General features: G+C 73.8%; 25 protein-coding genes and 1 pseudogene. 17 read left to right on the top strand and 9 right to left on the bottom strand.

Features of this window, described 5'->3' with window-relative positions; translation table 11 throughout:
- From KSNIM_RS09250 to KSNIM_RS09230, 5 genes and pseudogenes are all read left to right on the top strand, one after another.
- A pseudogene (locus tag KSNIM_RS09250) lies at positions 1–409 on the top strand (hypothetical protein); the annotation flags it as partial.
- Positions 406–825 (top strand): roadblock/LC7 domain-containing protein, encoded by a 420-nt coding sequence (locus tag KSNIM_RS09245; protein WP_030265537.1) that lies wholly within the window; start codon positions 406–408, stop codon positions 823–825. The pseudogene KSNIM_RS09250 and the gene KSNIM_RS09245, both read left to right, overlap by 4 nt.
- A complete protein-coding gene (locus KSNIM_RS09240; protein ID WP_263102742.1) occupies positions 822–1,319 on the top strand; it encodes a DUF742 domain-containing protein in 498 nt (165 codons plus the stop codon). The genes KSNIM_RS09245 and KSNIM_RS09240 overlap by 4 nt, the downstream gene beginning before the upstream one ends.
- A complete protein-coding gene (locus KSNIM_RS09235; RefSeq protein ID WP_263102741.1) occupies positions 1,300–1,920 on the top strand; it encodes a GTP-binding protein in 621 nt (206 codons plus the stop codon). Before KSNIM_RS09240 ends, KSNIM_RS09235 begins: the two co-directional genes overlap by 20 nt.
- A 612-nt stretch (positions 1,921–2,532) precedes the next feature.
- A complete protein-coding gene (locus KSNIM_RS09230; protein ID WP_263102740.1) occupies positions 2,533–3,246 on the top strand; it encodes a winged helix-turn-helix domain-containing protein in 714 nt (237 codons plus the stop codon).
- Positions 3,247–3,343: 97 nt separating this feature from the next.
- On the opposite strand, the gene KSNIM_RS09225 is transcribed toward KSNIM_RS09230, so the two are convergent.
- Positions 3,344–4,333: an aldo/keto reductase gene (locus KSNIM_RS09225; protein ID WP_263102739.1), complete on the bottom strand. Its 990-nt coding sequence runs from the start codon at positions 4,331–4,333 to the stop codon at positions 3,344–3,346.
- Positions 4,334–4,459: 126 nt separating this feature from the next.
- On the opposite strand from KSNIM_RS09225, the gene KSNIM_RS09220 reads away from it, so the two are divergent.
- The 8 genes from KSNIM_RS09220 (at position 4,460) to KSNIM_RS09185 (ending at position 15,131) form a co-directional block, all read left to right on the top strand.
- Positions 4,460–4,894 carry a group III truncated hemoglobin gene (locus KSNIM_RS09220; protein ID WP_263102738.1) on the top strand — a complete coding sequence of 145 codons (435 nt, stop codon included), beginning with the start codon at positions 4,460–4,462 and terminating at the stop codon, positions 4,892–4,894.
- Between the two features lie 86 nt (positions 4,895–4,980).
- Complete coding sequence (locus KSNIM_RS09215; protein WP_263102737.1) at positions 4,981–8,412, top strand: AfsR/SARP family transcriptional regulator; 3,432 nt, start codon at positions 4,981–4,983, stop codon at positions 8,410–8,412.
- A 38-nt stretch (positions 8,413–8,450) separates the two neighbouring features.
- Positions 8,451–10,577: an MMPL family transporter gene (locus tag KSNIM_RS09210; RefSeq protein ID WP_263102736.1), complete on the top strand. Its 2,127-nt coding sequence runs from the start codon at positions 8,451–8,453 to the stop codon at positions 10,575–10,577.
- Positions 10,578–10,678: 101 nt separating this feature from the next.
- On the top strand, positions 10,679–11,245 hold the full coding sequence (locus KSNIM_RS09205) for a TetR/AcrR family transcriptional regulator (RefSeq protein ID WP_263102735.1): 567 nt from the start codon (positions 10,679–10,681) through the stop codon (positions 11,243–11,245).
- A gap of 15 nt (positions 11,246–11,260) precedes the next feature.
- A complete protein-coding gene (locus KSNIM_RS09200) occupies positions 11,261–11,839 on the top strand; it encodes a DUF4865 family protein (RefSeq protein WP_263102734.1) in 579 nt (192 codons plus the stop codon).
- A 1-nt stretch (position 11,840) separates the two neighbouring features.
- Positions 11,841–12,710 carry a phosphotriesterase gene (locus KSNIM_RS09195; RefSeq protein WP_263102733.1) on the top strand — a complete coding sequence of 290 codons (870 nt, stop codon included), beginning with the start codon at positions 11,841–11,843 and terminating at the stop codon, positions 12,708–12,710.
- 111 nt (positions 12,711–12,821) lie between these two features.
- A complete protein-coding gene (locus KSNIM_RS09190; protein WP_263102732.1) occupies positions 12,822–13,688 on the top strand; it encodes a universal stress protein in 867 nt (288 codons plus the stop codon).
- A 303-nt stretch (positions 13,689–13,991) separates the two neighbouring features.
- The gene (locus KSNIM_RS09185) at positions 13,992–15,131 is read left to right on the top strand and encodes an alpha/beta hydrolase (RefSeq protein ID WP_263102731.1); all 1,140 of its coding nucleotides are present in this window, start codon (positions 13,992–13,994) and stop codon (positions 15,129–15,131) included.
- 54 nt (positions 15,132–15,185) lie between these two features.
- Here the strand turns inward: KSNIM_RS09185 and KSNIM_RS09180 are convergent, their stop codons facing one another.
- Positions 15,186–15,515 (bottom strand): MoaF-related domain-containing protein, encoded by a 330-nt coding sequence (locus KSNIM_RS09180; RefSeq protein WP_263102730.1) that lies wholly within the window; start codon positions 15,513–15,515, stop codon positions 15,186–15,188.
- An 866-nt stretch (positions 15,516–16,381) separates the two neighbouring features.
- Between KSNIM_RS09180 and KSNIM_RS09175 the strand changes: the two genes are divergently transcribed.
- Together KSNIM_RS09175 and KSNIM_RS09170 are read left to right on the top strand one after the other, a co-directional pair.
- On the top strand, positions 16,382–17,530 hold the full coding sequence (locus tag KSNIM_RS09175; RefSeq protein WP_263102729.1) for a hypothetical protein: 1,149 nt from the start codon (positions 16,382–16,384) through the stop codon (positions 17,528–17,530).
- A gap of 134 nt (positions 17,531–17,664) precedes the next feature.
- Positions 17,665–17,976: an antibiotic biosynthesis monooxygenase gene (locus KSNIM_RS09170; RefSeq protein ID WP_263102728.1), complete on the top strand. Its 312-nt coding sequence runs from the start codon at positions 17,665–17,667 to the stop codon at positions 17,974–17,976.
- Positions 17,977–18,009: 33 nt separating this feature from the next.
- Here KSNIM_RS09170 and KSNIM_RS09165 read toward each other — a convergent pair whose 3' ends face one another.
- The gene (locus KSNIM_RS09165; RefSeq protein ID WP_263102727.1) at positions 18,010–18,801 is read right to left on the bottom strand and encodes an IclR family transcriptional regulator; all 792 of its coding nucleotides are present in this window, start codon (positions 18,799–18,801) and stop codon (positions 18,010–18,012) included.
- 189 nt (positions 18,802–18,990) lie between these two features.
- On the opposite strand from KSNIM_RS09165, the gene aceB reads away from it, so the two are divergent.
- Complete coding sequence (aceB, locus tag KSNIM_RS09160) at positions 18,991–20,643, top strand: malate synthase A (protein WP_263102726.1); 1,653 nt, start codon at positions 18,991–18,993, stop codon at positions 20,641–20,643.
- 141 nt (positions 20,644–20,784) lie between these two features.
- The gene (locus tag KSNIM_RS09155) at positions 20,785–21,171 is read left to right on the top strand and encodes a gamma-glutamylcyclotransferase (protein WP_263102725.1); all 387 of its coding nucleotides are present in this window, start codon (positions 20,785–20,787) and stop codon (positions 21,169–21,171) included.
- Positions 21,172–21,391: 220 nt separating this feature from the next.
- Here KSNIM_RS09155 and KSNIM_RS09150 read toward each other — a convergent pair whose 3' ends face one another.
- The 6 genes from KSNIM_RS09150 to KSNIM_RS09125 form a co-directional block, all read right to left on the bottom strand.
- Complete coding sequence (locus KSNIM_RS09150; protein ID WP_263102724.1) at positions 21,392–22,774, bottom strand: 8-oxoguanine deaminase; 1,383 nt, start codon at positions 22,772–22,774, stop codon at positions 21,392–21,394.
- 153 nt (positions 22,775–22,927) lie between these two features.
- On the bottom strand, positions 22,928–23,848 hold the full coding sequence (pucL, locus tag KSNIM_RS09145; protein ID WP_263102723.1) for a factor-independent urate hydroxylase: 921 nt from the start codon (positions 23,846–23,848) through the stop codon (positions 22,928–22,930).
- Positions 23,849–23,879: 31 nt separating this feature from the next.
- Positions 23,880–24,215, bottom strand: coding sequence for a hydroxyisourate hydrolase (uraH, locus tag KSNIM_RS09140; protein ID WP_263102722.1), 336 nt, complete (start codon positions 24,213–24,215; stop codon positions 23,880–23,882).
- A 47-nt stretch (positions 24,216–24,262) separates the two neighbouring features.
- Positions 24,263–24,787: a 2-oxo-4-hydroxy-4-carboxy-5-ureidoimidazoline decarboxylase gene (gene uraD / locus KSNIM_RS09135; protein WP_263102721.1), complete on the bottom strand. Its 525-nt coding sequence runs from the start codon at positions 24,785–24,787 to the stop codon at positions 24,263–24,265.
- 182 nt (positions 24,788–24,969) lie between these two features.
- A complete protein-coding gene (locus tag KSNIM_RS09130; RefSeq protein WP_263102720.1) occupies positions 24,970–25,350 on the bottom strand; it encodes a helix-turn-helix domain-containing protein in 381 nt (126 codons plus the stop codon).
- Positions 25,347–25,616 carry a thiamine-binding protein gene (locus KSNIM_RS09125; protein WP_263102719.1) on the bottom strand — a complete coding sequence of 90 codons (270 nt, stop codon included), beginning with the start codon at positions 25,614–25,616 and terminating at the stop codon, positions 25,347–25,349. The genes KSNIM_RS09130 and KSNIM_RS09125 overlap by 4 nt, the downstream gene beginning before the upstream one ends.
- Positions 25,617–25,627 lie beyond the last annotated feature (11 nt).

The raw sequence follows: 25,627 nt of genomic DNA, 5'->3' as shown, positions 1-25,627 counted from the left end.
CGCGCCGGTCGCCGGCGGCCTGCTGCCCAAGCGCGTCCGGCAGGCCAGCCTGGCGCCCCAGCTGCGGCAGGAGGGCGAGCCGCCCGCCGCCGACCCCGTGCGCGAGCGCTCGCCGGAGGAGGCCCGGGCCGCCTTCGCCTCCTTCCAGCGCGGCTTCGCCCGCGGCCGCGGCGACCGCCTGCAGCCAGCTTCGCTGACCGTGGTGCCGGACCTGCCCGACACCCCCGAACCACCGCTGTCCGCCAAGCCGCGGGTCGGGGGTCCCGTACCGCCCCGGGTGGCGCTACCCTCTGCACCCGTCCCACCTGCTCTGCCGGCCGCGCGCCCGCGGCCCCAGCTGTACCCCGTACGCCAAGGAAACCCCGTACCACCCGCACCACCCGCCCCAGCGGAAGGAACCGAGAAATGACCGCAACGACACAGCCGTCCGGAGACCTGAACTGGCTCCTGGACGACCTGGTGGGCCGCGTCGCGACCCTGAGGCATGCGGTGATCCTGTCCAGCGACGGTCTGGCGACCGGCGTCTCCAGCGGCCTCGCCCGCGAGGACGCCGAGCACCTCGCGGCCGTCGCCTCCGGTTTCCACAGCCTGGCCAAGGGCGCCGGCCGGCACTTCCGGGTCGGCGGGGTCCGCCAGACCATGGTGGAACTCGACGAGGCCTTCCTCTTCATCACCGCGGCCGGCGACGGCAGCTGCCTGGCCGTGCTCAGCGACGCCGAGTCCGACGTCGGCCAGATCGCCTACGAGATGGCGCTGCTGGTGAAGCGGGTCGGCGAGCACCTGGCCTCCGAGCCGCGCACCGAGTCCGCCCCGCAAGGGAGATGAGCGACGGGATGGCCGCCGAGGACGACGCACCGCAGGACGGGCCGTACGAGGACCCGTACGACGACCCCTACGACACCGAGCCGGAGATCGACCTCTTCACGCCGCGCAGCGCCGCGGAGGACCGCTGGTTCGACGACGAGGCGGGGCCGGTGGTGCGGCTGTTCTCGATGACCAGGGGACGGGCGGCCAGACCGGTCGACGAAGGCCTGTTCGACCTCATCTCCCTGGTGCGCGCCACGGACGCCGGGGGCCGGGCCGAGCACGAGCCCGCCCTCGACGCCACCCACCACGGCCTGCTGGCGCTCTGCCGCGACCAACCGTTGAGCGTCGCCGAGCTCGGCTCCTACTGCGACCTGCCGGTCAGCGTCGTCCGGGTGCTGCTCGGCGACCTCAACGACGCCGGGCTGATCACCGTCACCCGGCCCGTGGCACTCGCCCATCGACCCGACGAGCAACTCCTGCGAGACGTGATCAATGGCCTCCGCGCACTCTGACGCCCCGGCGGACACCCGCTCCGCCCTCTTCTCCTCCGTGGCCCTGAAGATCCTGGTCGCCGGCGGCTTCGGCGCCGGCAAGACCACCCTGGTCGGGGCGGTCAGCGAGATCCGCCCGCTGCGCACCGAGGAGCTCCTCAGCGAGCGCGGCCGCCCGGTCGACGACACCGCCGGGGTCGAGGCCAAGCGCAGCACCACCGTCGCCATGGACTTCGGCCGGATCGACCTGCGGCCCGGCCTCGCGCTCTACCTGTTCGGCACCCCCGGCCAGGACCGGTTCTGGTTCGTCTGGGACGAGCTGGCACAGGGCGCGCTCGGCGCGGTGGTGCTCGCCGACACCCGGCGGCTCGCCGACTCCTTCCCCTCGGTGGACTTCTTCGAGCAGCGCCGCATCCCCTTCGTGGTCGCCGTCAACTGTTTCGAGGGCACCGAGGTGTACGCGCCGGAGGACGTCCGCGCCGCCCTCGACCTCGATCCCGGCATCCCGGTGCTGCTCTGCGACGCGCGCAGCCGAGAGGACGGCAAGGAGCTGCTGATCCGGCTGGTCGAGCACGCCGCCGCGCAGGCCGGCCTCGACCCCATGGGCGCCGCCCGCGGCTGACGGGCCGTTCGGCCGGACGCCCCGTCACCAGGCCGTTCCGGCGCAGTGTCCGCATGGTGGGACGGGTATGTCCCGGCTGGCGGACGGTCGGGTCATCGGGGTTGCCTGCGGCCCTCCTGCCGTGGAAGGCTCTTACCCGTTGCACGCTGCGCAGCCCGCGCCGTGCCCCGGGGGAGGAGGCAGTCGACATGACCGCAGACGCGTTGCGCTGCACGGTCCTGCCCGCCCCCGCCGTGCCGGCGCTCACCGTACGCCGCCACATCGACCAGGCGCTGGTGTGCAGCGCCTGCTGTCACTGACGGACCCCCACCGGCCCGGGCCCGCCCGGCGCCGACCCCGTCCCCGAATCCCCGGCCGGGCCGCGTCCTCGACGGCTGCCCGGCGCCTTCCGCCCTGCGCCCACCCGGAGACCCGACCGTGGACCCGTTCCGCCTTGAGCTCGAACCGTTCTGGCCGTCCCGCCAGCCGCACCTCTTCGACCAGACCTGTCGGACCGCCTAGCGCGCGTCCCGCCCTTGCGGTGGACTGACCGACCGTCAGCACCACCTCCGCGCAAGGCCCGACGCGCAGACGACGACCACCCGAATCCGTCCCGCGCGAAGAGAGCCCACCATGTCCTCCACCTCCACGGCCACCCGTACCGTCACCGCCGCCACCCCGCACCTGCGGGCCGTCCGCTCCGTGGCCGCCGTCCCCGGCGGCGCCGAGCGCTGGTACCCGAGCACCACCGCCGCCCCGCACACCACCACGGCCGCAGCTCCGCAGCGGACCCAGCCGGCGCCCGACCGGCAGCCCGTCGCCCGGCCCGCCGCACTGCTGCCCGCCGGCCTGCCGGAAGGCGCCACCGTGGTCGCGCTGCCGCCGTCCGCCCTGCCGCAGGGCCTGCTCGACCGGTACGGCGCCGAGCTCGGCGCCTCCGCCGGGCACCCGCTGGTCGGCTACCTGCTGCTCGTCCCCGCCGACCAGGCCGCGCCGGCCCCCGTGCCCGCCGCCCCCGCGCAGGCCGAGGAGCCGCGGCCCGCGGCCACCCGGCCGCCCGCGCACGGCATCAGCGTCGACACCGACCGGCGCACCGCCCACGTCGACGGCGTCCAGCTCGACCTCACCTACCTGGAGTTCGAGCTGCTCGCCCACCTCACCGAGCACCCGCACCGGGTGCACACCCGCGACCACCTGGTCACCGCCGTCTGGGGCTACGGCCACGTCGGCGACGGCCGCACCGTGGACGTCCACGTCGCCCGGCTGCGGCGCAAGCTCGGCGCGGCGCACCGCGACAGCATCGTCACCGTCCGCCGGGTCGGCTACAAGTACGCGCCCGCCGTCTGAACGGGCGCAGCAGCACGACGGCCGGGGCCGGACGCGGTACGCGTCCGACCCCGGCCGGTGGCACGACCGACGGCGCAGGCCGGCCGGGCCCGCGGGCTCAGCGGCTGAGCCGGTCGATCTCGGCGAGCTCCTCGGCGGTCAGCGGACCGGCCTTGAGCGCGTCGAGGTTCTGGTCGAGCTGGGCGACGCTCGACGCACCGATGATCACCGAGACCACCCGCTCGTCCCGCAGCACCCAGGACAGCGCCAGCTGGGCGAGGGTCTGGCCGCGCTGCTCGGCGACCTTGTTCAGCGCCCGCAGCTGCTCCAGCTTCTGCCCGGTCAGCGCCTCCTCGCGCAGGAAGTGGCCGACCGACATCCGCGAACCGGCCGGCACCTCGCCCGACAGGTAGCGGTCGGTCAGCAGCCCCTGGGCCAGCGGCGAGAAGGCGATCATGCTGGTCTGGGTCTCGCCGATCGCGTCCAGCAGCCCGTCCTCGGGGGTGCGGTTCAGGATCGAGTAGCTGATCTGGTTCATCAGCACCGGCGTGCCCATGCCGCGCAGGATCTCCACCGCCTCGCGGTGCTGCTCGGCCGGATAGTTGGAGATCGCCGCGTACAGCGCCCTGCCCGAGCGCACCGCCCGGTCCAGCGCCCCCATCGTCTCCTCCAGCGGAGTCGTGGGGTCGTAGCGGTGCGAGTAGAAGACGTCGACGTAGTCCAGGCCCATCCGGCCCAGCGACTGGTCGAGACTGGACAGCAGGTACTTGCGCGAGCCGCCGTCGCCGTACGGGCCCGGCCACATGTCGTAGCCCGCCTTGGACGCGATGAACAACTCGTCCCGGTACGGCTTGAAGTCCTGCGCGAACAGGTAACCGAAGTTGCGCTCGGCACTGCCGTACGGCGGGCCGTAGTTGTTCGCCAGGTCGAAGTGGGTCACACCGCGGTCGAAGGCCCGGCGCAGCACCGCGCGCTGCACCTCCAGCGGCTGCGAGTCACCGAAGTTGTGCCACAGGCCGAGCGACACGGCCGGCAGCTGCACACCGCTGCGCCCCGCCCGCCGGTAGGTCATGGACGCGTAGCGGTCGTCCGAGGGGAGATAGGTCATACCGGCATCCTGCCAGGTGGCGCCCGGTGGCAGGGACGAACGACCCTGCCGGAACCGGGCACCCGCGGCGTAGCCTGGCCGCGGCGGCCGGACGGGCCGCCGGGCCGCACGGAGAGGAGCCCGCCGGTGCCGCGTCCCGACATCACCGACCGCGCCGACCTGGAGCCGCTGCTGCGGCGCTTCTACGCCGCAGCCTTCGCCGACCCGCTGATCGGCCCGCACTTCACCGAGGTCGCCCGGCTCGACCTGGAGACCCACCTCCCGCACATCACCGACTTCTGGGCGAGCGCCCTGCTGCGGAGCGGCGAGTACCGCCGCAACGCCTTCGCCCCGCACCTCGGCCTCCACCGACAGCGCCCGCTCACGGCCGCCCACTTCGGCCGCTGGGTCCAGCTCTGGCAGGCCTCCGTCGACGGCCTCCACTCCGGCCCCACCGCCGACCGCGCCAAGGCCCAGGGCGAACGCATCGCCCTCGCCATGCTCCGCCGCACCGCCGGAGACGACACCGAGGGCACCGGGGGCGGCTTCGTCCCCCTCTCGGCAGTCCTGCTCCGCAGCTGACATAAAGCACCGGCAGGGGCGCCCCTGAGGTACTGCCGGCATCCGCTTGGAGTCCACTTGGAGCCATCGCATAGGCTCGCTGCACGATGGTGCGGATATCGGTGCTGGGCACGTTGACGGCGCAGGTGGCGGGGGCGACGGTCGGCCTCGGCGGCCCGCGGCAGCGCGGTGTGCTCGCCCGGCTGCTGGTGGCCCGTGGCGCCGTCGTCCCGGTGGACCGGCTGATCGACGACCTGTGGCAGGGCCGCCCCCCGGCCAAGGCCGCCGCCTCCCTGCAGGCGTACGTCTCCAATCTGCGGCGCCTGCTCGAACCCGAACGCGGGCCGCGCGAGCCCTCCCGGCTGCTGGTCACCCGTGCCCCCGGCTACGCCCTGGCGCTGCCCGCGTCCGGCGTCGACGCCTGGGACTTCGAGCACCGGCTGCGGGACGCCCGCGGTCTCCAGCCGTTCGCCGGGCAGGCCGCGGAGCGGCTCGGGCACCCGGTCTCCCGGCTGTTCGACGAGGCGCTGGCGCTCTGGCGGGGCAGCGCCTTCGCCGAGTTCGCCGACGAGCCGTGGGCCGCCGCCGAGATCGCCCGCCTCGGCGAACTGCGGCTGGCCGCGCGGGAGTCCGCCGTGGGGGCGGCCCTGGACGAGGGCCGGGCCGGCGAGGCGGCGGCCGCCGCGCTGGCGCTGACCGAGGAGCACCCGCTGCGCGAGGAGGGCTGGCGGCTGCTGGCCCGGGCGCTGTGGGGCGCCGGCCGGCAGGCCGAGGCGCTGGACGCGCTGCGCCGCGCCCGCACCGTGCTCACCGCCGAACTCGGCCTGGATCCGGGCCCGGCGCTGGCCGAGCTGGAGTCGGCGATCCTCCGGCAGCGGACGGACCTGCTCGCCGTGCCGACCCCGGCCGCCGACCTGCCCCCGGCGGTCCCGTCCGGCTCGCCCTGCGCCGCCGGACAGGGCTGCGGCAACGGCCCGCCCGACCTGCCGTTCGTCGGCCGGGAGGCCGAGCAGCGCACGCTGCGCGAGGCGGCGACGGCCGCCACCGCCCCCGGCGGCCGGTCGGTGGTGCTCGTCTCCGGCGAGGCCGGTGCCGGCAAGTCCACCCTGCTCGCCCGGCTGAGCGGTGAACTGCGTCGCAGCGGCTGGCTGGTGGCCACCGGGCGGTGCCCGGAGACGGAGGGCGCCCCGCCGGCCTGGGCGTGGACGGAGGCGCTGCGCGAGCTCGCCCGGCAGCACCCGCCGAACGCCGTGACCGCGGCCGAACTGGCCCCGCTGCTCGGCGAGGACGACCCGACCCGCCGACGGGACGCCCTGACCGGCCGCTTCCGGCTGCACCGGGCGGTCGTCCGCTGGCTGGAGGCCGCGACCGAGCAGGCCCCCGTCGCGGTGATCATCGACGACCTGCACGCCGCCGACCAGGAGACCCGTGCGCTGGCTGCCGAACTCGCCGCGGTGCGCGGCCCCGAGCGGCTGCTGCTGGTGTGCGCGCACCGCCCCGGCGAGGGCCGGCTCACCGATCTGCTCGGTACCTTCGCCCGCTGCTCGCCGTACCGGATCGCGCTCGGCGGTCTGGACGCGGCCGAGGCCGGCACCCTGATCGGCGCGGTCTGCGACGCCCCCGTCGACCCGGACACCGTCCGCGCGCTCGCCGAACGCACCGGCGGCAACCCGTTCTACCTGGTGGAGAGCGCCCATCTGCTGGCCGGGGAGGGCGCGCTGGTGGCCGTCCAGGAGGTCCCGCAGGGCGTCCGGGACGTGCTGCGGCGGCGGTTCGACCGGCTGCCGCCGGCCACCGTCGAGGCGCTGCGGCTGGCCGCGGTCGCCGGCCGGGAGACCGAGGTGGAACTGCTGGTGCACGCCTCCGGCGCCGACGAGGAGGGCATGCTGGACGCGCTGGAGGCGGCCGTCGCGGGCGGGCTTCTCACCGAACCCCGACCCGGGGCCGTCCGGTTCGCGCACGCGCTCGTCCGCGACACCCTGTACGGCGACCTCAGCGGGCTGCGCCGGGCCCGGCTGCACGGCCGGTTCGCCGAGGCGCTGTGCGCCCTGCGGCCGGACCGGCTCGCCGCGCTGGCCCACCACTGGACGGCCGCCGCCTCCTCCGCCACCGCCCGGCGGGCCGTCGACGCCTGTGTCCGCGCCGCCGAGGCCGCCGAGCGCCGCTACGCCCACCAGACCTGCGCGGACCTGCTGCAGCAGGCACTCGACAACCTGGACCGGGTGCCGGACGACGGCGACGACCGGCCCGCGCGCCGGATCGCCCTGCTCGGCGCGCTGCTGCGGGCGCAGGTCCGGGCCGGGGCGATCTCCGCCGCCACCGCCACCCGGGCCCGGGCCGTCGCCCTCGCAGAGGAGACCGGCCGGGAGGACCTGGAGATCGAGGCCTGGACGGCCTGGACCGAACCCACCCCGTGGGTCGCCCACCCCTACGGCAGCTACGACGACCGGGCCGTGGAGACCCTGCAGCGGCTGCTGCGCCGCACCGACCTGCCGCCCGCGACCCGCTGCCGGCTGCTGGACGCCCTCACCCACGAGTGCAACTGTGCGGGGGAGCCGATCGGCACCGCGGCCGCCGACGAGGCGCTCGCCATCGCCCGCGCCGAGGGCGACCCCCGGCTGCTGGCGCTCGCGCTGGCCGCGTCCGCCCGGATCTGCGACTTCGAACTCGGCGCCCCGCAGCGGGCCGGGATCGCCGACGAGCTCGCCGCGCTCGCCCGCCGGCACGACCTGCCGGCCTACCGCTGGCAGGCCGAGCAGCTGTACGCCACGGCCGCCGCGGTCGCCGGCGACCTGCCCGCGCTGCGCCGCCACATCGCGGCGGCCGCGGTCATCGCCGAGCGGTACGGCCTGCTGGAACTCGTCGACGTCGGCCTCTGCCACCGCGGGATGCTCGAACTCGCCGCCGGCCGCACCGCGGACGCCGCCGAGCTGTACCGGCAGGCCGTCGCCGGGCTGACCGCCAGGGCCTCGGTGCACGCCGAGGGCTTCGGCGCGCTCGCCGACCTGACCATCGCCGTCCGGGAGGGCCGGATCGGCGGTGAACTGCCCCGGCTGCGCGCCGTCTCCGCGCTGTACGGGCGCCTGGTCGCCGACGTGGAGGCGCTGGCCCTCGCCGCGCTCGGCCGCACCGAGGAGGCCCGGGCGGCCCGGGCCGTGCGGCTGCCCGTCCAGCCCGACTACTACCGCTCCTTCTTCCTCGTGCTGCGCGCCGCCGCGGTGGTCGCCCTGGACGAGCGGGCCGAGGCAGCCGAGCTGATCACCGAACTGCGGCCGCTGCGCGGCCTGGTGGCCGGTGCGGCGTCGACCTCCGTCGCGCTGCGGCCGGTCGCGCAGGCACTCGGCGAGCTGGCCCGGATGCTCGGCCGGACGGAGGAGGCCGCCGACTACTTCGCGCAGGCCGCGGAGGTGGCCCGCCGGTGGGAGTCCCCGCTCTGGGAGTCGGAGGCGCTGGCCGCCCTGCACGGGCTGCCGGCCGTGCCGGACGAGGAGGCCGTCGCCCGGCACCAAGTGGGCTCCAAGCGGCACCCCGCAGGCTGAACGGGTATCGACCACCGGACTGCCGAAAGGCCCCGACGATGTCTACCCTGCTCGGCCGCCTCGGCGGCGCATCCGCCGCCCGGCCCTGGCGCACCGTCCTCGGATGGGTGCTGCTGCTGGGCCTCGCCCTCGGCCTGGCCGCCGCCTTCGGCGGCACCCCGCACGACGACTACCGCGTCCCCGGTACCCGCTCCACCGCGGGCGCCGACCTGTTGAAGGAGCGCTTCCCGGAGATGTCCGGGGCGAACGCCCGGGTCGTCGTCCACGACCGCCACGGCGGGCCGGTGCCCGCCGACCGGCTGACGGCGCTGCGCGATCGCCTCGCCGCCCTGCCCAAGGTGTCCTCGGTGGCGCAGCCGGTGCTGTCCGCCCGCGGCGACACCGCCCTGCTCACCGTCGACTACTCCGTCCCCGTCACCGACTTCAAGGGCTCCGCGGGCCTGGACGCGCTGCGCGAGGCGGCGAAGCCCACCGAGCAGTCCGGGCTGCAGGTCGAGTTCGGCGGACAGCTGCCGGAGAACTTCACCGCGCCGAACGGCGCCGCAGAGATGATCGGCATGGGCGCCGCCCTGGTGATCCTGGTGATCGCGCTCGGCACGGTGGTCTCGGCCGGCCTGCCGCTGGTCGTCGCCCTGGCCGGCCTCGGCCTCGGCACCGGCCTCACCACGCTGCTCTCCGCCGTCACCGACATCAGCCCGACCGCGCCGACGGTGGCCTCGATGGTCGGTCTCGGCGTCGGCATCGACTACGCCCTGCTGCTGGTCAGCCGCCATGTCGAGGGCCTGCGCAAGGGCCTGACGAAGCAGCAGGCCGCCGCCGAGGCGACCGCCACCGCCGGTGCCTCCGTGGTGGTGGCCGGCTCCACCGTGCTGGTCGCCCTGTTCGGCCTGAAGCTGGCCGGTCTGCCCACCTACTCCTCGTTCGGCTACGCCACCTTCGCGGTGGTCGGCGCCGTGATGCTGGCCGCGCTGACCCTCGTGCCCGCGCTCTGCTCGCTCGCCGGCGACCGGCTGCTGCGCCGCGCCGAGCGCCGCGAGCCGCAGCGCCGCACCCAGGCCGGCCCGACCCGCACCGAACGCTGGGCCCGGCTGATCGGCCGCCGTCCGGTCGCGGCCGCGCTCGGCTCGCTGGCGGTGCTGCTGGCGCTCGCCGCCCCGATGCTGCACATGCGCACCTGGCCGCAGGACGCGGGCAGCCAGGCGGCGTCCAGCACCACGCGCAAGGCGTACGACCTCACCGCCGACGCCTTCGGGCCCGGCGCCAACGGGCCGCTGGTCGTCGCCGTCGACCTGAAGAAGCTGCCGCAGGAGAAGCTGCCGGCGCTGCTGGACACCCTGAAGGCCCGGCCGGGCGTCGCCGCCGTGCAGCCGCCGCTGGTCAACCGGGCGCACGACGCGGCCGTGGTCACCGTGACCCCCGCCACCGGCCCGCAGGACGAGCGCACCGCCCGGCTGCTGAAGTCGCTGCGCGCCGACGTGCTGCCGGAGGGCGCCGAGATCACCGGCACCGTCGCCGTCTTCTCCGACATCTCGGACCGGCTCTCCGCCCGGCTGTGGGTGGTCGTGCCGGTGGTGGTCGCGCTCTCGCTGATCCTGCTCACCGTGCTGTTCCGGGCGCCGGTCATCGCGGTCAAGGCCGCGGCGATGAACCTGCTCTCGGTGGCCGCCGCCTACGGCGTGATGACCGCGGTGTTCCAGTCCGACAGCGGCGCCCGGGCGCTCGGCCTGCCGCACGAGGTGCCCGTCTCCAGCTGGGTGCCGATCCTGATGTTCACCGTGCTGTTCGGCCTCTCCATGGACTACGAGGTCTTCCTGCTCGACCGTGTCCGGGAGGACTGGCTGGCCACCGGTGACGCCCGGGGTTCGGTGGTGCGCGGCCTGTCCGCGACCGGACGGGTCATCAGCAGCGCGGCCGCCATCATGGTGGCCGTCTTCACCGGCTTCGCGATCGACCCGGACATCACCGTGAAGATGATGGGCGTCGGCATGGCCGTCGCGGTGCTCATCGACGCCACGGTCGTCCGGCTGGTGCTCGTCCCCGCGACGATGACCCTGCTCGGCCGGTTCAACTGGTGGCTGCCCGCCCCGCTGGCCCGCCGCTGGCCCGCACCGGTGGCCGATGCGGCCGCCACCGCAGCCGCCGAGCCGGAGCGCGTCCCCGCCTGAGACCGCACCGCACCGGGCGCCGCTCCCACGGGGGAGCGGCGCCCGGTCGTTCGTACGCTCGCCGCTTGAGTCTGTACCTACTAGTATGTACAGTCGCATCCATGAGCACCCAGGACCGCCTGATCGAGAGCACCCAGGAGCTCCTCTGGGAACGCGGCTACGTCGGCACCAGCCCGCGCGCCATCCAGCAGCGCGCCGGCGCCGGCCAGGGCAGCATGTACCACCACTTCCACGGCAAGTCGGACCTTGCCGCAGCCGCCCTCGCCCGCAGCGCCGAACAGCTGCGCGCCCTCGCCGAGGAGCGCCTCGCCGCCCCCGGCACCGCGTACCAGCGGATCGCCGGCTACCTGCAGCGCGAGCGCGAGGTCCTGCGCGGCTGCCGGATCGGCCGGATGGCACAGGACCCGGAGGTCGTCGCCGACCCCCGGCTGCGCGCGCCCGTCGAGGAGACCTTCGCCTGGCTGCGCGGCCGGATCGCCGAGGTGGTCGCCGAGGGCGTCGCCGCCGGCGAACTCGCCCCCGGCGCAGGCTGTGGAGACCCCGCCGACACCGCCGCCGCGATCGTCGCCGTCGTCCAGGGCGGCTACGTCCTCGCCCGCGCCGCCGGCGACCCCGAACCCTTCCACCAGGCCGTCCGCGGCGCACTCGCGCTGCTGCGCCCCGCCTAGACCGGGGGATCACCCGTGCAGGCCATGCAGTACGAGATCACCCTGCCCGCCGACTACGACATGGGCATCGTCCACCACCGGGTCGCCACCCGCGGCCAGTGGACGGACGCCTTCCCCGGCCTCGGGCTCAAGGCCTACCTGGTCCGCGAGATCGGCACCCTCGGCTCCCCGGTCAACGCCTACGCCCCCTTCTACCTGTGGCGCACCGCCGCCGGCATGGCCGACTTCCTCACCGGCCGGGGCTTCCGCGGCCTCAGCGCCGACTTCGGCCGCCCCGCCGTCCGGCACTGGATCGGCGCCGGACTCCACGCCGGCCCCGCCGCGGACACCCCGCCCACCACCGCCACCCGCACCACCCGGTCGCTGCCGCCCGGCACCGACCCCGGCGAGGAGACCGCCCGCGCCCTCGCCGCCCTCGGCGACGCACCCGGCCTGCACACCGCCGCCGTCGCCCTCGACCCGGCCCGCTGGGAACTCGTCCACTTCGCCCTCTGGGCCGACACCCCGCCCGGAACGCCCGCCGAGGGGCACTGCACCGCCTACCGTGTGCTGCACCTGTCGCGACCCGAACTCCACCTGCTGGCCAAGGACTGAGATGACCGCGGACCGCTCCCCGGCCGTGCACACCGTGCTCGGCCCCGTCCCGCCCGAACGGCTCGGCACCACCAACAGCCACGACCACCTCTTCCTGCGCAGCGCCCTGCTGCCCGGACAGGAACTCGACGACCCGGCCGCCGCCGAGGACGAACTGCGCGCCTTCGCCGCCCTCGGCGGCGGCGCCGTCGTCCAGTGGACGCCGTACGGGCTCGGCCGCCGCATCGACGACCTCGTCGAGCTCGCCGAGACCACCGGCCTCCACCTGGTCGCCGCCACCGGCCTGCACCAGGCCGCCCACTACGACGACCCCGACGCGCTGCGCCGGCTCGACCCGGCCGCCCTGTTCACCGCCGAACTCCACGACCGGGCCGGACTGATCAAGGTCGCCGGCGGCTACCACGGCCTCGACGCCCACGCCCGGTGGACGATGACCGCCGCCGCCGAGGCGCACCACGCCACCGGCGCCCCGATCGCCGTCCACCACGAACTCGGCACCGGCGCCCAGGATGTCCTGGAACTGCTCTGCGACCGCCTCGGAGTCCCGCCGCACCGCGTGCTCCTCGGCCACCTCAACCGCTTCCCCGACCTCGGCCTGCACCGCGAACTCGCCGCCTCCGGCGCCTACCTCGCCTTCGACGGCCCCTCCCGCGCCAACCACGCCACCGACCACCGCCTGCTGGACTGCCTGCACGCCCTCGCCGACGCCGGCCACGCCCACCGCCTGCTGCTCGGCGGCGACACCACCACCGCCGCCGCCCGCGGCAACCCCGGCATGCCATACCTGCTGCACCGGCTGCGCCCCCGGCTCGGCCCCGAGCTGGCCGCCCTCGTGCTCACCGACAACCCGGCGGCGGCCTTCGCCTGGTGACCGGGCCGTGCCGCGGCCCTGGGGGAGGAGCATCCTGGAACGAGAGGTCCGACCGCCCCCGTGACCCGCCCGAACGGGGCCGCGCGGGCGGCGCCACCCCGGGAGCAGACCATGAACAGCAGATCCCCCGCAGGCGTGGTCGTCGGCGTCGACGGCTCGGCGCACGCCGCGGCGGCCGCCGACTGGGCCGCCCGCGAGGCCGCCCGCCGCGACTGCCCGCTCCACCTGGTGCACGCGGTGAACACCGGCACGGTGACGCTATCGCCGCGCGCCAGTTCGGCGGTCACCGACCTCATCCTGCACGACGCCGAGGCCGTCCTGGAGGAGTCGCTCGGCAAGGTCCGGGCCTCCCACCCGGCGCTGCGCCTCACCGGGGACGTCGTCCCCCGGGACGCCGCGGAGGCCGTGCTCACCGCCGCCGAGCACGCCGAAGTCGCCGTGGTCGGCACCCGCGGCCACGGCGGTTTCGCCTCCCTGCTGCTCGGCTCGGTGAGCCTGCGGGTCGCCGCCCACTCCGCCTGCCCGGTGGTCGTCGTCCGCGGCACCGAGCACGTCGGCAACCACGTGCTGGTCGCCGTCCGTGACGAGCGGGACGCCGCCACCCTGCGGTTCGCCCTGCGCACCGGGGAGCTCACCGGGCTGCCGGTGCGCGCCCTGCACACCTGGTCGCCGGTGGTCGCCGACGTCGGCCACATGGCACCCATGGTGGACGAGCTCGGCGAGGAGGCCCGGCTCCACCAGCAGCTGCTGCACCGCACCTGCGACCCCGTCCGCGAGGACTTCCCGGACGTCGCCTTCGAGGCCCGCCAGGTCGGCGGCGCCACCGCCGGCACCCTGGTCGAGGCGTCCCGGCAGGCCGCCCTGCTCGTCGTCTCGCGCCGGCAGCCCGCAGCGCACTTCGGGCTGCGCCTGGGCACGGCGGTGCACGCCGTGCTGCACCACGCCTACTGCCCGGTCGCGGTCGTGCCGTTGCGCTGACGGCCCGCCGGACGCGGCCGCCCGTCCGTCAGCAGCGCGCCGCCGCACGCCCCGAGCGGGTGAGCTGCGTCACCCGTAGGCCCGGGCCGCCGCCGCCAGAGCGTCCCCGTGCGCCGGAGGGGCCGCGCGGACGTGCATACTTGTCGGTCGACGGCAGCGGGCCGGGGACGGTCCGCCGGAACCGGCCGATCCCCGGTGGAACCGGAAGCACCCCGTTCGGCGTGCGTTCACCGGGGGCGTTCCCGCGGACGCGGGAACGGCCACGCCGTGGCGCACGCGGGAATCTCGGGGAGTGGCGGAAGCATGGGTCTGACCAGCAGTACGGTCCTGGTGATCGCGATCGTGCTCGCGGTCCTGCTGCTGGCGGCGACCGTGCTGTGGTGGCCCAGGCTCGCCCGGACGACCTGGCAGGCCGTCCTCGGCCGCATCGCCGCCCTGCTGACCACCCAGTTCGCGGTGCTCTGCGCGATCGGCCTGGCCGCCAACAACTACTTCGCCTTCTACAGCAGCTGGGACGACCTGCTCGGCACCGGCGACACCGGGCCGGTCAGCGTCCAGGCCTCGGTCGAGGGCCGGCCGGCCACGGCGGTGCCGGTGGTCAAGGCGCAGGTGCTCGGCAAGGAGCCGGTGGAGGGCGGCAGCGGCGGCCCCGAGCAGTCCGGCGAGATCCAGTCCGTGCGGATCACCGGCTCGCACTCCGGGCTGAGCACCGACGCGTACGTCTACCTGCCGCCGCAGTACTTCCAGCCGGCCGAGGCCCACAAGCGCTTCCCGGCGGCCGTCGTGATGACCGGCTTCCCCGGCGACGCCAAGAACCTCATCACCCGGCTGAACTACCCCTCGGCCGCTCTCCAGTTGATGCAGAGCGGCAAGATGCAGCCGACCGTGCTGGTGCTGATGCGGCCCTCGCCGGCCATGCCGGCCGACACCGAGTGCGAGGACATCCCCGGAGGCGCGCAGTCCGAGACGTACTTCACCAAGGACGTGCCCCGGGTGGTTGCCGAGAGCTACCGGGTGGCCACCGCTCCGTCGGCCTGGGGTGTGGTCGGCAACTCCACCGGCGGCTACTGCGCGCTGAAGATGGCCATGCGTCACCCCGAGGTGTTCCCCACCGCCATTGCCCTGTCGGGCTACTACAAGGCGGCCGAGGACGCGACCACCGGCGACCTCTTCACGGGCAGCCAGCAGCGGCGCAACGAGGCCGACCTGCTGTGGCGGCTCAACAACCTGCCGCAGCCGAAGATCTCGGTGCTGCTGGCGGGCCCGCAGGCCGGCGACGGCAGCTACAAGCCGAGTACGGAGGCGTTCCAGAAGGCGGTGAAGGCACCGATGACCGCCAACACGGCATGGGTCCCGCAGGGCGGGCACAACTTCCGCACCTGGTCGCAGCTGCTGCCGCCCTCGCTCGAGTGGCTCTCCCAGCACCTGAACGCCGGGGCCTGACAGCCGGGGCCCGACCGGCCCCGGCTCCGTGCGGACCGACCCGTACCTCAGGGCTCAGCTGAGCTGCTCCAGCGTGCCGGTGTGCAGCTCGCCGACCCGGCCGCCCTCGCCCTCGTACGTCCAGAAGACCCGCACGGACAGGGCGGCGAGGTCCATCACATGGCTGACGGTGATGCCGCTCTGCTCCGTCCAGCTCACGAACCAGAGCTGCTCCCCGACCTGGGCCACGTGCAGCGACACGTCCTCGAACTGCCCGGCCGACTCGCCGAGGCCCTCCCAGCGCAGCCGCTTGCCGTCGGCGGAGTACGAGTTGCGGAAGGCGGCGCCGTTGTCGACCTGGAACAGATAGGTGTGGCCGGCGAAACCCGGCAGAGGCGCGGTCATCTCGGGCGTTTCCTCGGAATCTCGGCGGGTGGCTGCGGCCCCGGCGGCCGCACCCGTTCAACCTAGCGGACGCCGTGATCGTTCCCCACCATGGCCGGCCGACTGGGACGGAGGACACGCCGCGGGCTCGCCCGGGGCGCCGCAGGGCTCCACCGATGGGAGCACACGGACGCCGGCCCCGCTCCCGGCGGTCGCCGCTTCGGGCGGGGTCGGCCGGAAGGGCCGATTCGCTTCTTTCATCGACACGTTGGACAACCGATCTGGTGCTCCGTGGCCGAATCTCCTCCGTGAGCGTCGGCCTTAGCAGTGGGCCGGAACGCCGCCGGAGGGCCTGGCCGGGGCAATGCGCGCTCTGCATGGGAGAATTGACGCCACATCGGACGCCGAGGGTCGAACGGGGGTATCCGGCGTTTCGCTTCCGGTCGTGTGGTCTGGACCTCTGAATCACTCAGCGTGTCCGTCCTGGCCGATTCCGGATGGGTCGCGAATGCACCCGAATGGCCGTCAAGCTCGCCCAACCTGCTTGGCAAAAACGCTGATTGAGGTGGTGTGTGAAGCATTCTTCAATCCGTCACACATCAACAGATGGTGATCAGTCAGCGGTTGTCCGCGGTCGAACCGTGTGCTTACTCTTCTCGCGATGTTCCGCCCCCTGCGGACCTCGCGGCCGGTACGCCGATTCCCGTCCGGCCTGCCGCGAGCAGCTCGAGCACAGAATTCCGGACGGGAACGGGAAGCCGATTCGGCGTGTCGACGCGCTCTGCATCGCTTGTGCGTCGACCCGGGGCGTGCCGTGCCAGCGCGGCGGCCCGGCCCTGCCCGAAAGCCAACACGGCCCGCCCGTGGGCGCCTTCAAGGACACCATCATGCGCTTTGCCATCAGACCGGCACGCCTCGGCGTGGCGGCGGCCGCGGCGATGCTGCTCGCGTTGCCGCTCGCCGGCCGCGCCGAGGCCGTCCGGCTCGTCACCCAGGACAGGCTCGTCCCCACCGAGATGACCGAGGGCACCGCCGCGAGCGCGCGGCTCACCGTGCACTCCCTGGTCTGCATCACCGCGAGGACCGTCGGCGTCGCCGTGCGCGACGAGTCCGGCCGCAACCTGGACTTCCCCGGCGCGGCGACCAACGTCCGGATCTGCCCGGGCGGCGTCACGATCACCACCGGCGCCCGCATGCTGCCGGCCGGATCGTACACGACCTTCGGCTACTGGCAGGACTACGCCAATGTCTGGCACGACCTCGGCCAGCAGGGGCTGACCGTCGCCGCCTCGGCCACCGGACCGACGCAGCCCGGCCCCACGCCGACCCCGGACGGCCCCGAGGTCCCGCTGCCCGGAGGTTCGTTGGTCTGGTCCGAGGAGTTCGACGGTTCGATAGCCTGGGGCGCGAAGTGGGTCGGTGACCGCAGCGGCGCGTACCGCTACGGCGACCACAACCCGGACGACAACAAGCTCGACCTGCTGAGCCCCGGCGCGGTCGAGACCGTGGACGGCGTCGTCGTCTTCACCGCCACCCAGTCCGGCCGGTGGCTGGAGAACGGCCGCCGCGCCTGGGAGACGGGCCTGCTCACCACCGAGGGCTCCGACGAGGGATTCCGGGTGCACCCCGGCGACTACGTCGAGACGAAGGTCCAACTCCCCGAGGGCGCAGGGGCCTGGCCCGCGCTGTGGACCTGGCGCAACGGCGGCAGCGAGGTGGACAGCTTCGAGTACCACCCGGACAATCCCCACCTGCTGGAGCTCACCAACCACGTCCGCCGCGGCGCCAAGTACTACACCGACCCGGACGCCGTCGCGCCGGGGAAGTGGGTGACCATCGGCACCCGGTACGGCGCCAACTCGGTCGACTGGTACGTCAACGGCGAGCGCGTCTGGTCGGACGGCCGCGGCGTCGGCCAGCGCTGGTCGGCGTACCTGATCCTCAACCTCTCCGTGGTCGCCGGGAAGTACCACCCCGGCCCGGACGGCGCCGAGCCGATCACCGCCGCCGCCGACTACGTCCGGGTCTACCGCTGAGCCGTCCGCCCGGGCGGGCGTGATTGCCGAAGGTGACTGCGCGGACACGCCAAGTGTGTGGCGAAGAGCCCCCGTTCGGCGGCTGCGCGGACCGGCCGCTCTCGGCGTACGTTGGAGATCCGGAGGTGAGTGCCATGACCGAACAGGTTCTGAGTGAGGTCGGCGCGGTGGTCGCGCCGGAGCGCGAGGCCGAGTTGGTGGCCCTGTATCGCGAACTGGTGTCGGGACCGCTGCCGGAGGGTCTCGTCCGCACCGAACTGCTCCGCGGACCGGCCGGTCATTGGCGGGTGCAGAGCCTGTGGCGGGACATGGCGGCCCTGGAGGCCGTCCGCAACGCGCCGGAGCGCCCGGCCGCGCCGCGGATCTTCCGGCTGGTGGGAACGGAGCCGGAACTCACCGTGCACGAGGTGGTGATCGCGCAGGTCGGGGAGCTCAGTCTGCACTGAACCCCCCTTCCGGCCACGGGTGCTGGCGTCCCGTCAGGGCGCCAGCACCCGGCCGAGCCGCTCGGCGATCTGTCGCATCACCGGCACCAGCGCGGCCTCGCCGTCCTGCGTCTCCAGCGCCCTGATCCGAGCCTCTGGGCCGGACACCGAGAGTGCGGTGGGCGCCGGTGCGCCGGGCACGGCGACCGCGATGCAGCGGACGCCGATCTCCTGCTCCTGGTCGTCGACCACGTACCCGGTCTCCCGGGCCGCCGCCAGGTGCCGCAGCAGCTCGGCCGGGTCGGTGTGGGTGTACGGGGTGTGCGCCTGCAGCGGTCGGCTGCCGAGGATCGCGCGGGCCTCCTCCTCCGGGAGTTGGGCCAGCAGGGCCTTGCCGACACCGGTGCAGTGCGGCTGCACCCGGCGGCCCACCTCGGTGAACATCCGCATCGAGCGCCGGGACTGCACCTGGCCCACGTACACCACCTCGCCGCCCTCCAGGACGGCGAGGTTCGCCGTCTCGCCGGTGGCCTCCATCAGTTCCGCGAGGTACGGGCGGGCCCAACTGCCCAGCAGTCGGCCGGCCGTCTCGCCGAGCCGGATCAGCCGCGGACCGAGCGTGTACCGACGGGCGGTGTCCTGCCGGACATATCCCTGCTGTACGAGGGTACGGATGAGTCGGTGGATCGTCGGCATCGGCAGGCCGGAGCTGGCGGACAGCTCGCTGAGCGCGGCCGTGCCGCCGGCGTCGGCCAGTGCCTCGAGGAGGAGGAAGGCGCGTTCGACGGACTGCACGCCGCCGGCGCGGTCGGTGCCTGTCCGGTCTGCGGCGGGGGTGCTGGCCACCGGTGTTCCCTTCGCTCTCGGGGGAGGAGTAGAGTCCCGCCGATCACATCAACAAACCGTTGAAATTCTGTATCGCGGAAACTAGGCTCCACTGTACAGAACGGAACCCGCCCGCAGGGGGGTCCGGATCTCGGGAGTTCCCATCGGAACCCCCAGTGCTGGCTCAACCGTCCAAGGAGTGTCCTGCCCATGGCTGCAGATCAGGGATCCGCCGGCGCGTCGTCCGCCGCCCCGGTCGTCACGGTCGCCGGTCCGCGCGTCGCCCGCGCCGAGGAGGTGCTCACGCCGGAGGCCGTCTCCTTCGTCGTCGGGCTCCACCGTGCCTTCGAAGGCCGCCGCCAGGAGCTCCTCGCCCGACGGAAGACCCGCCGCGCCGAGATCGCCGCGGCCGGCACGCTCGACTTCCTCCCCGAGACCGCCGACGTCCGCGCCGGAGACTGGCAGGTCGCCGAGGCCCCGCTCGCGCTCCGGGACCGCCGGGTCGAGATCACCGGCCCGACCGACCGCAAGATGGTGATCAACGCGCTCAACTCCGGTGCGAAGGTCTGGCTCGCCGACTTCGAGGACGCCACCTCGCCCACCTGGGAGAACGTGGTCTCCGGCCAGGTCAACCTGGTCGACGCCTTCGAGGGCCGGATCGACTTCACCTCCCCGGCCGGCAAGGCGTACACCCTGAAGCCCGCCGCCGAACTCGCCACCGTCGTGGTCCGCCCGCGCGGTTGGCACCTCGACGAGACCCACCTGCTGGTGGACGGCGCACCGGTCTCCGGCGGGCTGTTCGACTTCGGCCTGTACTTCTTCCACAACGCCGCCCGCCTGATCGCCCGCGGCGCCGAGGACCCCAACTCCGGGCCCTACTTCTACCTGCCGAAGACCGAGAGCCACCTCGAAGCACGGCTGTGGAACGACGTCTTCACCCACGCCCAGGCCGAACTCGGCATCCCGTACGGCACCATCCGCGCCACCGTCCTGATCGAGACCATCACCGCGGCCTTCGAGATGGAGGAGATCCTCCACGAGCTGCGGGACCACGCCGCCGGGCTCAACGCGGGCCGCTGGGACTACCTGTTCTCCATCGTGAAGAACTTCCGCGACGCCGGCGACCACTACATCCTGCCGGACCGCAACACCGTCACCATGGCCTCGCCGTTCATGGCCGCCTACACCCGCCTGCTGGTGCAGACCTGCCACCGCCGGGGCGCCCACGCGATCGGCGGCATGGCCGCCTTCATCCCCTCCCGCAAGGACCCGGAGGTCAACGCGGCCGCCCTGGTGAAGGTCAAGGCCGACAAGGACCGCGAGGCCGCCGGCGGCTTCGACGGCTCCTGGGTCGCCCACCCGGACCTCGTCCCGGTCGCCCGGGCCAGCTTCGACGCGGTGCTCGGCGACCGCCCGAACCAGAAGTCCTCGCCCGGCTCGCCCGAGCCCGTCACCGCCGAGCAGCTGCTCGACATCGCCGGCGCCGGCGGCAGCTGCACCCGCGCCGGCCTGCACAACGCCGTCCAGGTCGGCGTCCGCTACATCGAGGCCTGGCTGCGCGGCCTCGGCGCGGTCGGCATCTTCAACATGATGGAGGACGCCGCCACTGCCGAGATCTCCCGCTCGCAGATCTGGCAGTGGATCAACAACGGCGTCGTCCTCGCCGACACCGGCGAGAAGGCCACCGCGGAGCTCGTCCGCCGGCTCGTGGCCGAGGAACTCGCCGAACTGCGCTCAGAGCTGGGCGACGCCGCCTACGCCGCCGGACGCTGGACGGAGGCCGCCCGGCTCTTCGAACAGGTCGCCCTGGCCGAGGAGTTCGTCGACTTCCTCACCCTGCCGGCACTGCCCCTGCTCGACTGACCCCAACCTATCCGCCGGGCGAGGGGCCCGACGCCCTCCAGGTCGTCGAACTCGCCCGCCGCATTTCACCGTTCCGTACGGCTCCCGCCGCCCCGGCGCCGGGAGCCGTACGGAACGCCCGTTTTCGGAGGCTCTTCCCCCATGGCGCTCATCTTCTTCAACGGCCAGGCGATGACCGGCGGCCCGTTCCATCCGCTGGTCGCCGAGTACCTGGTCGGCCCGGTGCGCACCGCACCCGGCCACCGCTTCTTCTCAGTCCGCGACGTCTGCCCCGGCCTGCTGCCCGACCCGGGCGGCAGCGCGGCGATCGAGGGCGAGCTCTACGACCTGCCGCTGGAGCACCTGCGGGACGCCGTCCTGCCGGGCGAGCCACCGGAGTTGGAGCTCGGCGTGATCGCCCTCGCCGACGGCACGCCGTGCCTGTCCATGGTGCTGCGCCGGGGTGAACTCGAGCGCGGGGTGCACCGCGAGATCACCGCCCACGGCGGCTGGCGGGCGTACCTGGCCACCCTCGGCCGTACCGCCTGACCGGGCCCCGCCCGAACGGTCGATGGCCCCGCAGGAGCGTCTCCTGCGGGGCCATCGACCGTTCGCGGGCGGAAGCCGGCCCGGGAACGCCGCAGCCCCCGGACCCTCGCCGTGGGTCCGGGGGCTGCGCTCCGTACGGCCTCCGGCCCGCTGCGGGCCGACCGGGGGTCACGGAGTCCGGGTGGCGTACCGTCCCTGGTACGGCCCGGAGTGCGGGGGATCAGACGCGGGAGGCGAGCTCCTTCGCGGCGCGGGCGCAGGCCAGCGCGATCCGGTCCTCGTCGACGGTGGTGAGCACGCCCTTCTCGACGACGGCGTTGCCGTTGACGAACAGCACCGCCAGCGGCGGCAGGGCGCCCATGGTGAGCGCGGCCACCGGGTCGGCGATCGAGGAGTGCATGATGCCGTCGATCTTCCAGAGCGCCAGGTCGGCGAGCTTGCCGGGCTCGATGGAGCCGATCTCGTTGTGCCGGCCGAGCACCCGGGCGCCGCCCATGGTGCCCAGGCGCAGTGCCTGGCGTGCCGTCAGCGCGTCGGGGCGGCCGTGCAGGCGGTTGATCAGCAGCGCGTTGCGCAGTTCGGTGCCGAGCTCGCCGGACTCGTTGGAGGCGGTGCCGTCGACGCCGAGGCCCACCGGCACGCCGGCCTTCAGCATGTCCGGGACGCGGGCGATGCCGGCCGCCAGGCGGGCGTTGGAGGACGGGCAGTGCGCGACGCCGGTGCCGGTCTCGGCGAACTTGGCGATGTCGGAGTCGTTCATGTGGACGCAGTGCGCCATCCACACGTCCTCGCCGAGCCAGCCGGTGGACTCGAAGTAGTCGGTCGGGCCCATGCCGAACAGCTCCTTGCAGAACTGCTCCTCCTCGGCCGTCTCCGAGCCGTGGGTGTGCAGCCGGACGCCCTTGCGGCGGGCCAGCTCGGCGGACTGCTTGAGCAGCTCGGTGGAGACCGAGAAGGGTGAGCACGGGGCGATCGCCACGTGCAGCATGGAGCCGAAGGAGGCGTCGTGCCACCTGTCGACGGCGGCCTCGGAGGCGATCAGGATGTCCTCGGTCCGCTCCACCGCGTGGTCCGGCGGCAGGCCGCCGTCCTTCTTGCTGCGGTCCATCGAGCCGCGCAGCGCGGTGAAGCGCAGGCCGAGCTCCTGCACGCCCTCGATCGAGGCGCCGAGCACGTCGCCGCCGCCCTGCGGGAAGACGTAGTGGTGGTCGGAGGCGGTGGTGCAGCCGGACTTGAGCAGGGCGGCGGCCGAGCCCTGGGTGGCGGCGTGCACCAGCTTCTCGTCGATCCGGGCCCAGGTCGGGTAGAGGGCGACCAGCCAGTCGAAGAGGATGCTGTCCTGGGCGAGGCCGCGGGTGATCCACTGGTAGAAGTGGTGGTGGGTGTTGACCAGGCCCGGGGTGACCAGGTGGCCCTCGCCGTTGATCCGGCGCACCACGTTGTCCAGCCACTGCGGGGCGGGGCCGTTGCCGACCGACTCGATGCGGTTGCCGAGGATCACCACGTGGCCGCGGGCGTGCTCGGTGTCGTCTGCGTCCACCGTCGCGATCGCGACGTTCTCGATCACGATCCGCTGGTCGGCGGGCGGGGGCTGGACTGCCATGGCGAACTCCTAGGGGGCGAGGGCTGGGGGTGTGCCGCGGGCGGGGCGGCAGGTGGAGCGGGCCGGGCGGGACGGGTGCGGGTGCCGCCGCGGGGAAGCACAGGGGCCCCGCGGCGGCGCCGTCCGGCCCGTGGCGTGCGGGTGCCGGTCCGGTCAGGCGACGGGTATGACCGGGACGACGCCCTCGCGGTGGACGGTGCCCTCGATCAGGCCGTACATCCGGTCGGCGGCGTAGTAAACCTCGTTCTCGTTCTTGAGGCCGAAGGGCTCCAGGTCGACGAGGAAGTGGTGCTTGTTGGGGAGCTCCAGGCGGACCTCGTCCACCTCGGCGCGGTTGTTCAGCACCCGGGTGCCCATCGCGTGCAGGGTCTGCTGCAGCGAGTAGGAGTACGTCTCGGCGAAGGCCTCCAGCAGGTGGCGCTTCACGTGGTTGTACGAGCGGTTCCAGTTCGGCTGGGGCTCGTCGTCGCGGCCGGTGTAGCCGTACTTCCAGCGGGCCGTCACCTGGGTGGCCAGGATGCGGTCGTAGGCCTCCTGGAGGGTGGTGTACTTGTCCTTGATGTAGCCCCAGAACTCCGAGTTGGTCGTGTTCATCACGACCAGGTCCTTGAGCCCGGAGATCACCTGGACGGACTCGCCGTCGAACACGATCTCGGAGGTGCGTACCTCCTGGCCGTTGCGGACGAAGGAGTGGCCGACCTCCTCGGAGCCGATGAAGCGGGCGGAGCTGTCCGGGGTCCGGATGCGGTCCCAGGTGTACTCCTCGATGCGGATGCGGGCGCTGTGCACCACGCCGCGCTCGGTGTTCTCGACGAAGTGGCGGGCCAGTGTGATGCCGAAGGCCTCCGCCGACTCGATGCCGTACTCCTTGGCGAAGGCGTAGACGGTGTTCTTCGTCGTGTCGGTGGGCAGGCAGTTGGCGTTGGAGCCGGTGAGGTGGACGTCCTCGAACTCGCCCTGCAGGGAGACCGAGACGTTCAGGTCCTTGATCTCGTGCCGGGTGGAGTCGCGGTAGACCCGCACGATGCGGTTCTCCGCCTTGCCGTACTGGTTCTGACCGAGCACATGGGCCATGGCATGGCTCCTAAGCTTCCAGGTCGGTCTACTAGCTTCCGCGGTAGACCGAGTAGCCGAACGGGTTGAGCAGCAACGGCACGTGGTAGTGGTGCTGCGCGGGCGCGACCGTGAAGACGATCGATACCTCGGGGAAGAACGGCGCCGCCTCGCCCCGGGCCGCGTAGTACGCGGTGGTGTCGAAGAGCAGCCGGACGACCGAGCCCGCCTCCACGGCCGGCAGGTCCTTGGCCCGGCCGTCGGAGTCCGTGGCGGAGGTGCCGAGCACCTTCCAACCACCCTCGGTGTGCAGTGCCAGCTCGACCGGAACGCCCTCGGCCGGGCGGCCGAGGCTGGTGTCGAGCACATGCGTGGAGATGCCAGTCATGGGTTGAAAGACCTTACTGATGGCAGGAATTGACTGACCGTCGGAGTCTAGGTCCCGTCGAGCAGCCGGTTGATGCGGATGTCGTTGATCTTGCGAAGCTCGCCGCGGACGATCTCGCTCTCGGTGGCGGCGTCGTTGGGGTAGCGCTCGCGCAGCGAGGCGAGCATGGTCGCGGCCGTGCGGCCGGTCGCGCAGATCAGGAACACGTGGCCGAACTTCGCCTCGTAGGCGGCGTTGGCCTCGCGCAGGTCGTCGAGGAGCGCGCTGTCGGCTCCCCGGATGCCGGCCTGCTCGCGCTCGGAGGTGGCGTCGCCGGTCTTCGGCGTGCCGATCCGGGCGTGTCCGGCCATCGCGTCGGCGAGGTCCCCGGTGTCGAGGGCGGCCATGGCGGCGGCGTTGGCGTCGAGCAGGGCCGTGCGGTCCCGCCACGGTCGGGCGGCCGCGACCGCCTCGGCCCAGCGGGGGCTGGAGCAGATCTCCAGCAGCGTCTCCCGCAGTTCGGCGGCCGGTGCCGCCGCCAGGGTCTCGAGCGCCCCGGGGTCCGTGGTCGCAGCGGTGGATTCATTGGTCACGGGTGGACCTCCTGAAGAGTGGTGCCACTCGCACAAGCTAGATCCACCACTGCAGACCGTCAACACTTTGTTGAACGGTTGGTGGTTACGTTTCGCGGCGGGCCGTGTTGCCGGGGGATGTCGTGTGGGATCCGCCAATGGGCCCGGCGCGACCTGCCGGTGAAGACTCGGTTCGGGCGGTGTCAGCCCTTGCGGGAGTCTTCCTGCCGGTTCAGGTAGTTGTAGACCGTGAAGCGGCTGACGCCGAGCGCCGAGGCCACCGTCTCCACCCCGTGGCGGACGGTGAACGCCCCGCGCTCCTCCAGCAGGGCGACCACGCGCTGCTTCTCGGCCCGGTCCAGCTCGGTGAGCGGGCGGCCGTCGAACTGGCGCGCCATCTCCGCGAGCAGCCGGTCCAGTGCACTGCTCAGGTGCGGGAGCCGCACCGCCACCGCCGCCGCGCCGTCCCACTCCAGGACGACGTCGTCCGGGCGGGCCTCGGCCGGCTCGACCGCGGTGGCGCCCACCGCGTCCAGCAGCGGCTTTATCGCCGCGGTGAGCGGGTGTTCCAGGGCGTTGCTCACGGCGTACCCACTCCTTCCGGGGACTGCTCGTCGCCGAGCACGCTGATCTGGACGGAGATCCGGGTGGCCCCGGCCTCCAGGGTCTCGCGCAGCAGGCGCGTCACCGCGGCCAGGGTCTGCTCGGCGTCGCCCTCGGCGCTGGTGCCGAAGGGCCCGACCGAGACGTCGAGGCCGGCCTCGTCCACGACCCGGCGGGCAGCCTTGGCGTGGTCCGGGAAGCCGTCCAGCTCGAACGGTTCTGTCGTGAACTCCACCATCAATCGCACGCGCTCACTCT

This window comes from Kitasatospora sp. DSM 101779, from assembly GCF_025655475.1.
GTDB lineage: Bacteria > Actinomycetota > Actinomycetes > Streptomycetales > Streptomycetaceae > Kitasatospora.
The sequence above is the reverse complement of the archived record's forward strand: the minus strand, read 5'-3'. Positions and strand labels throughout refer to the sequence as shown.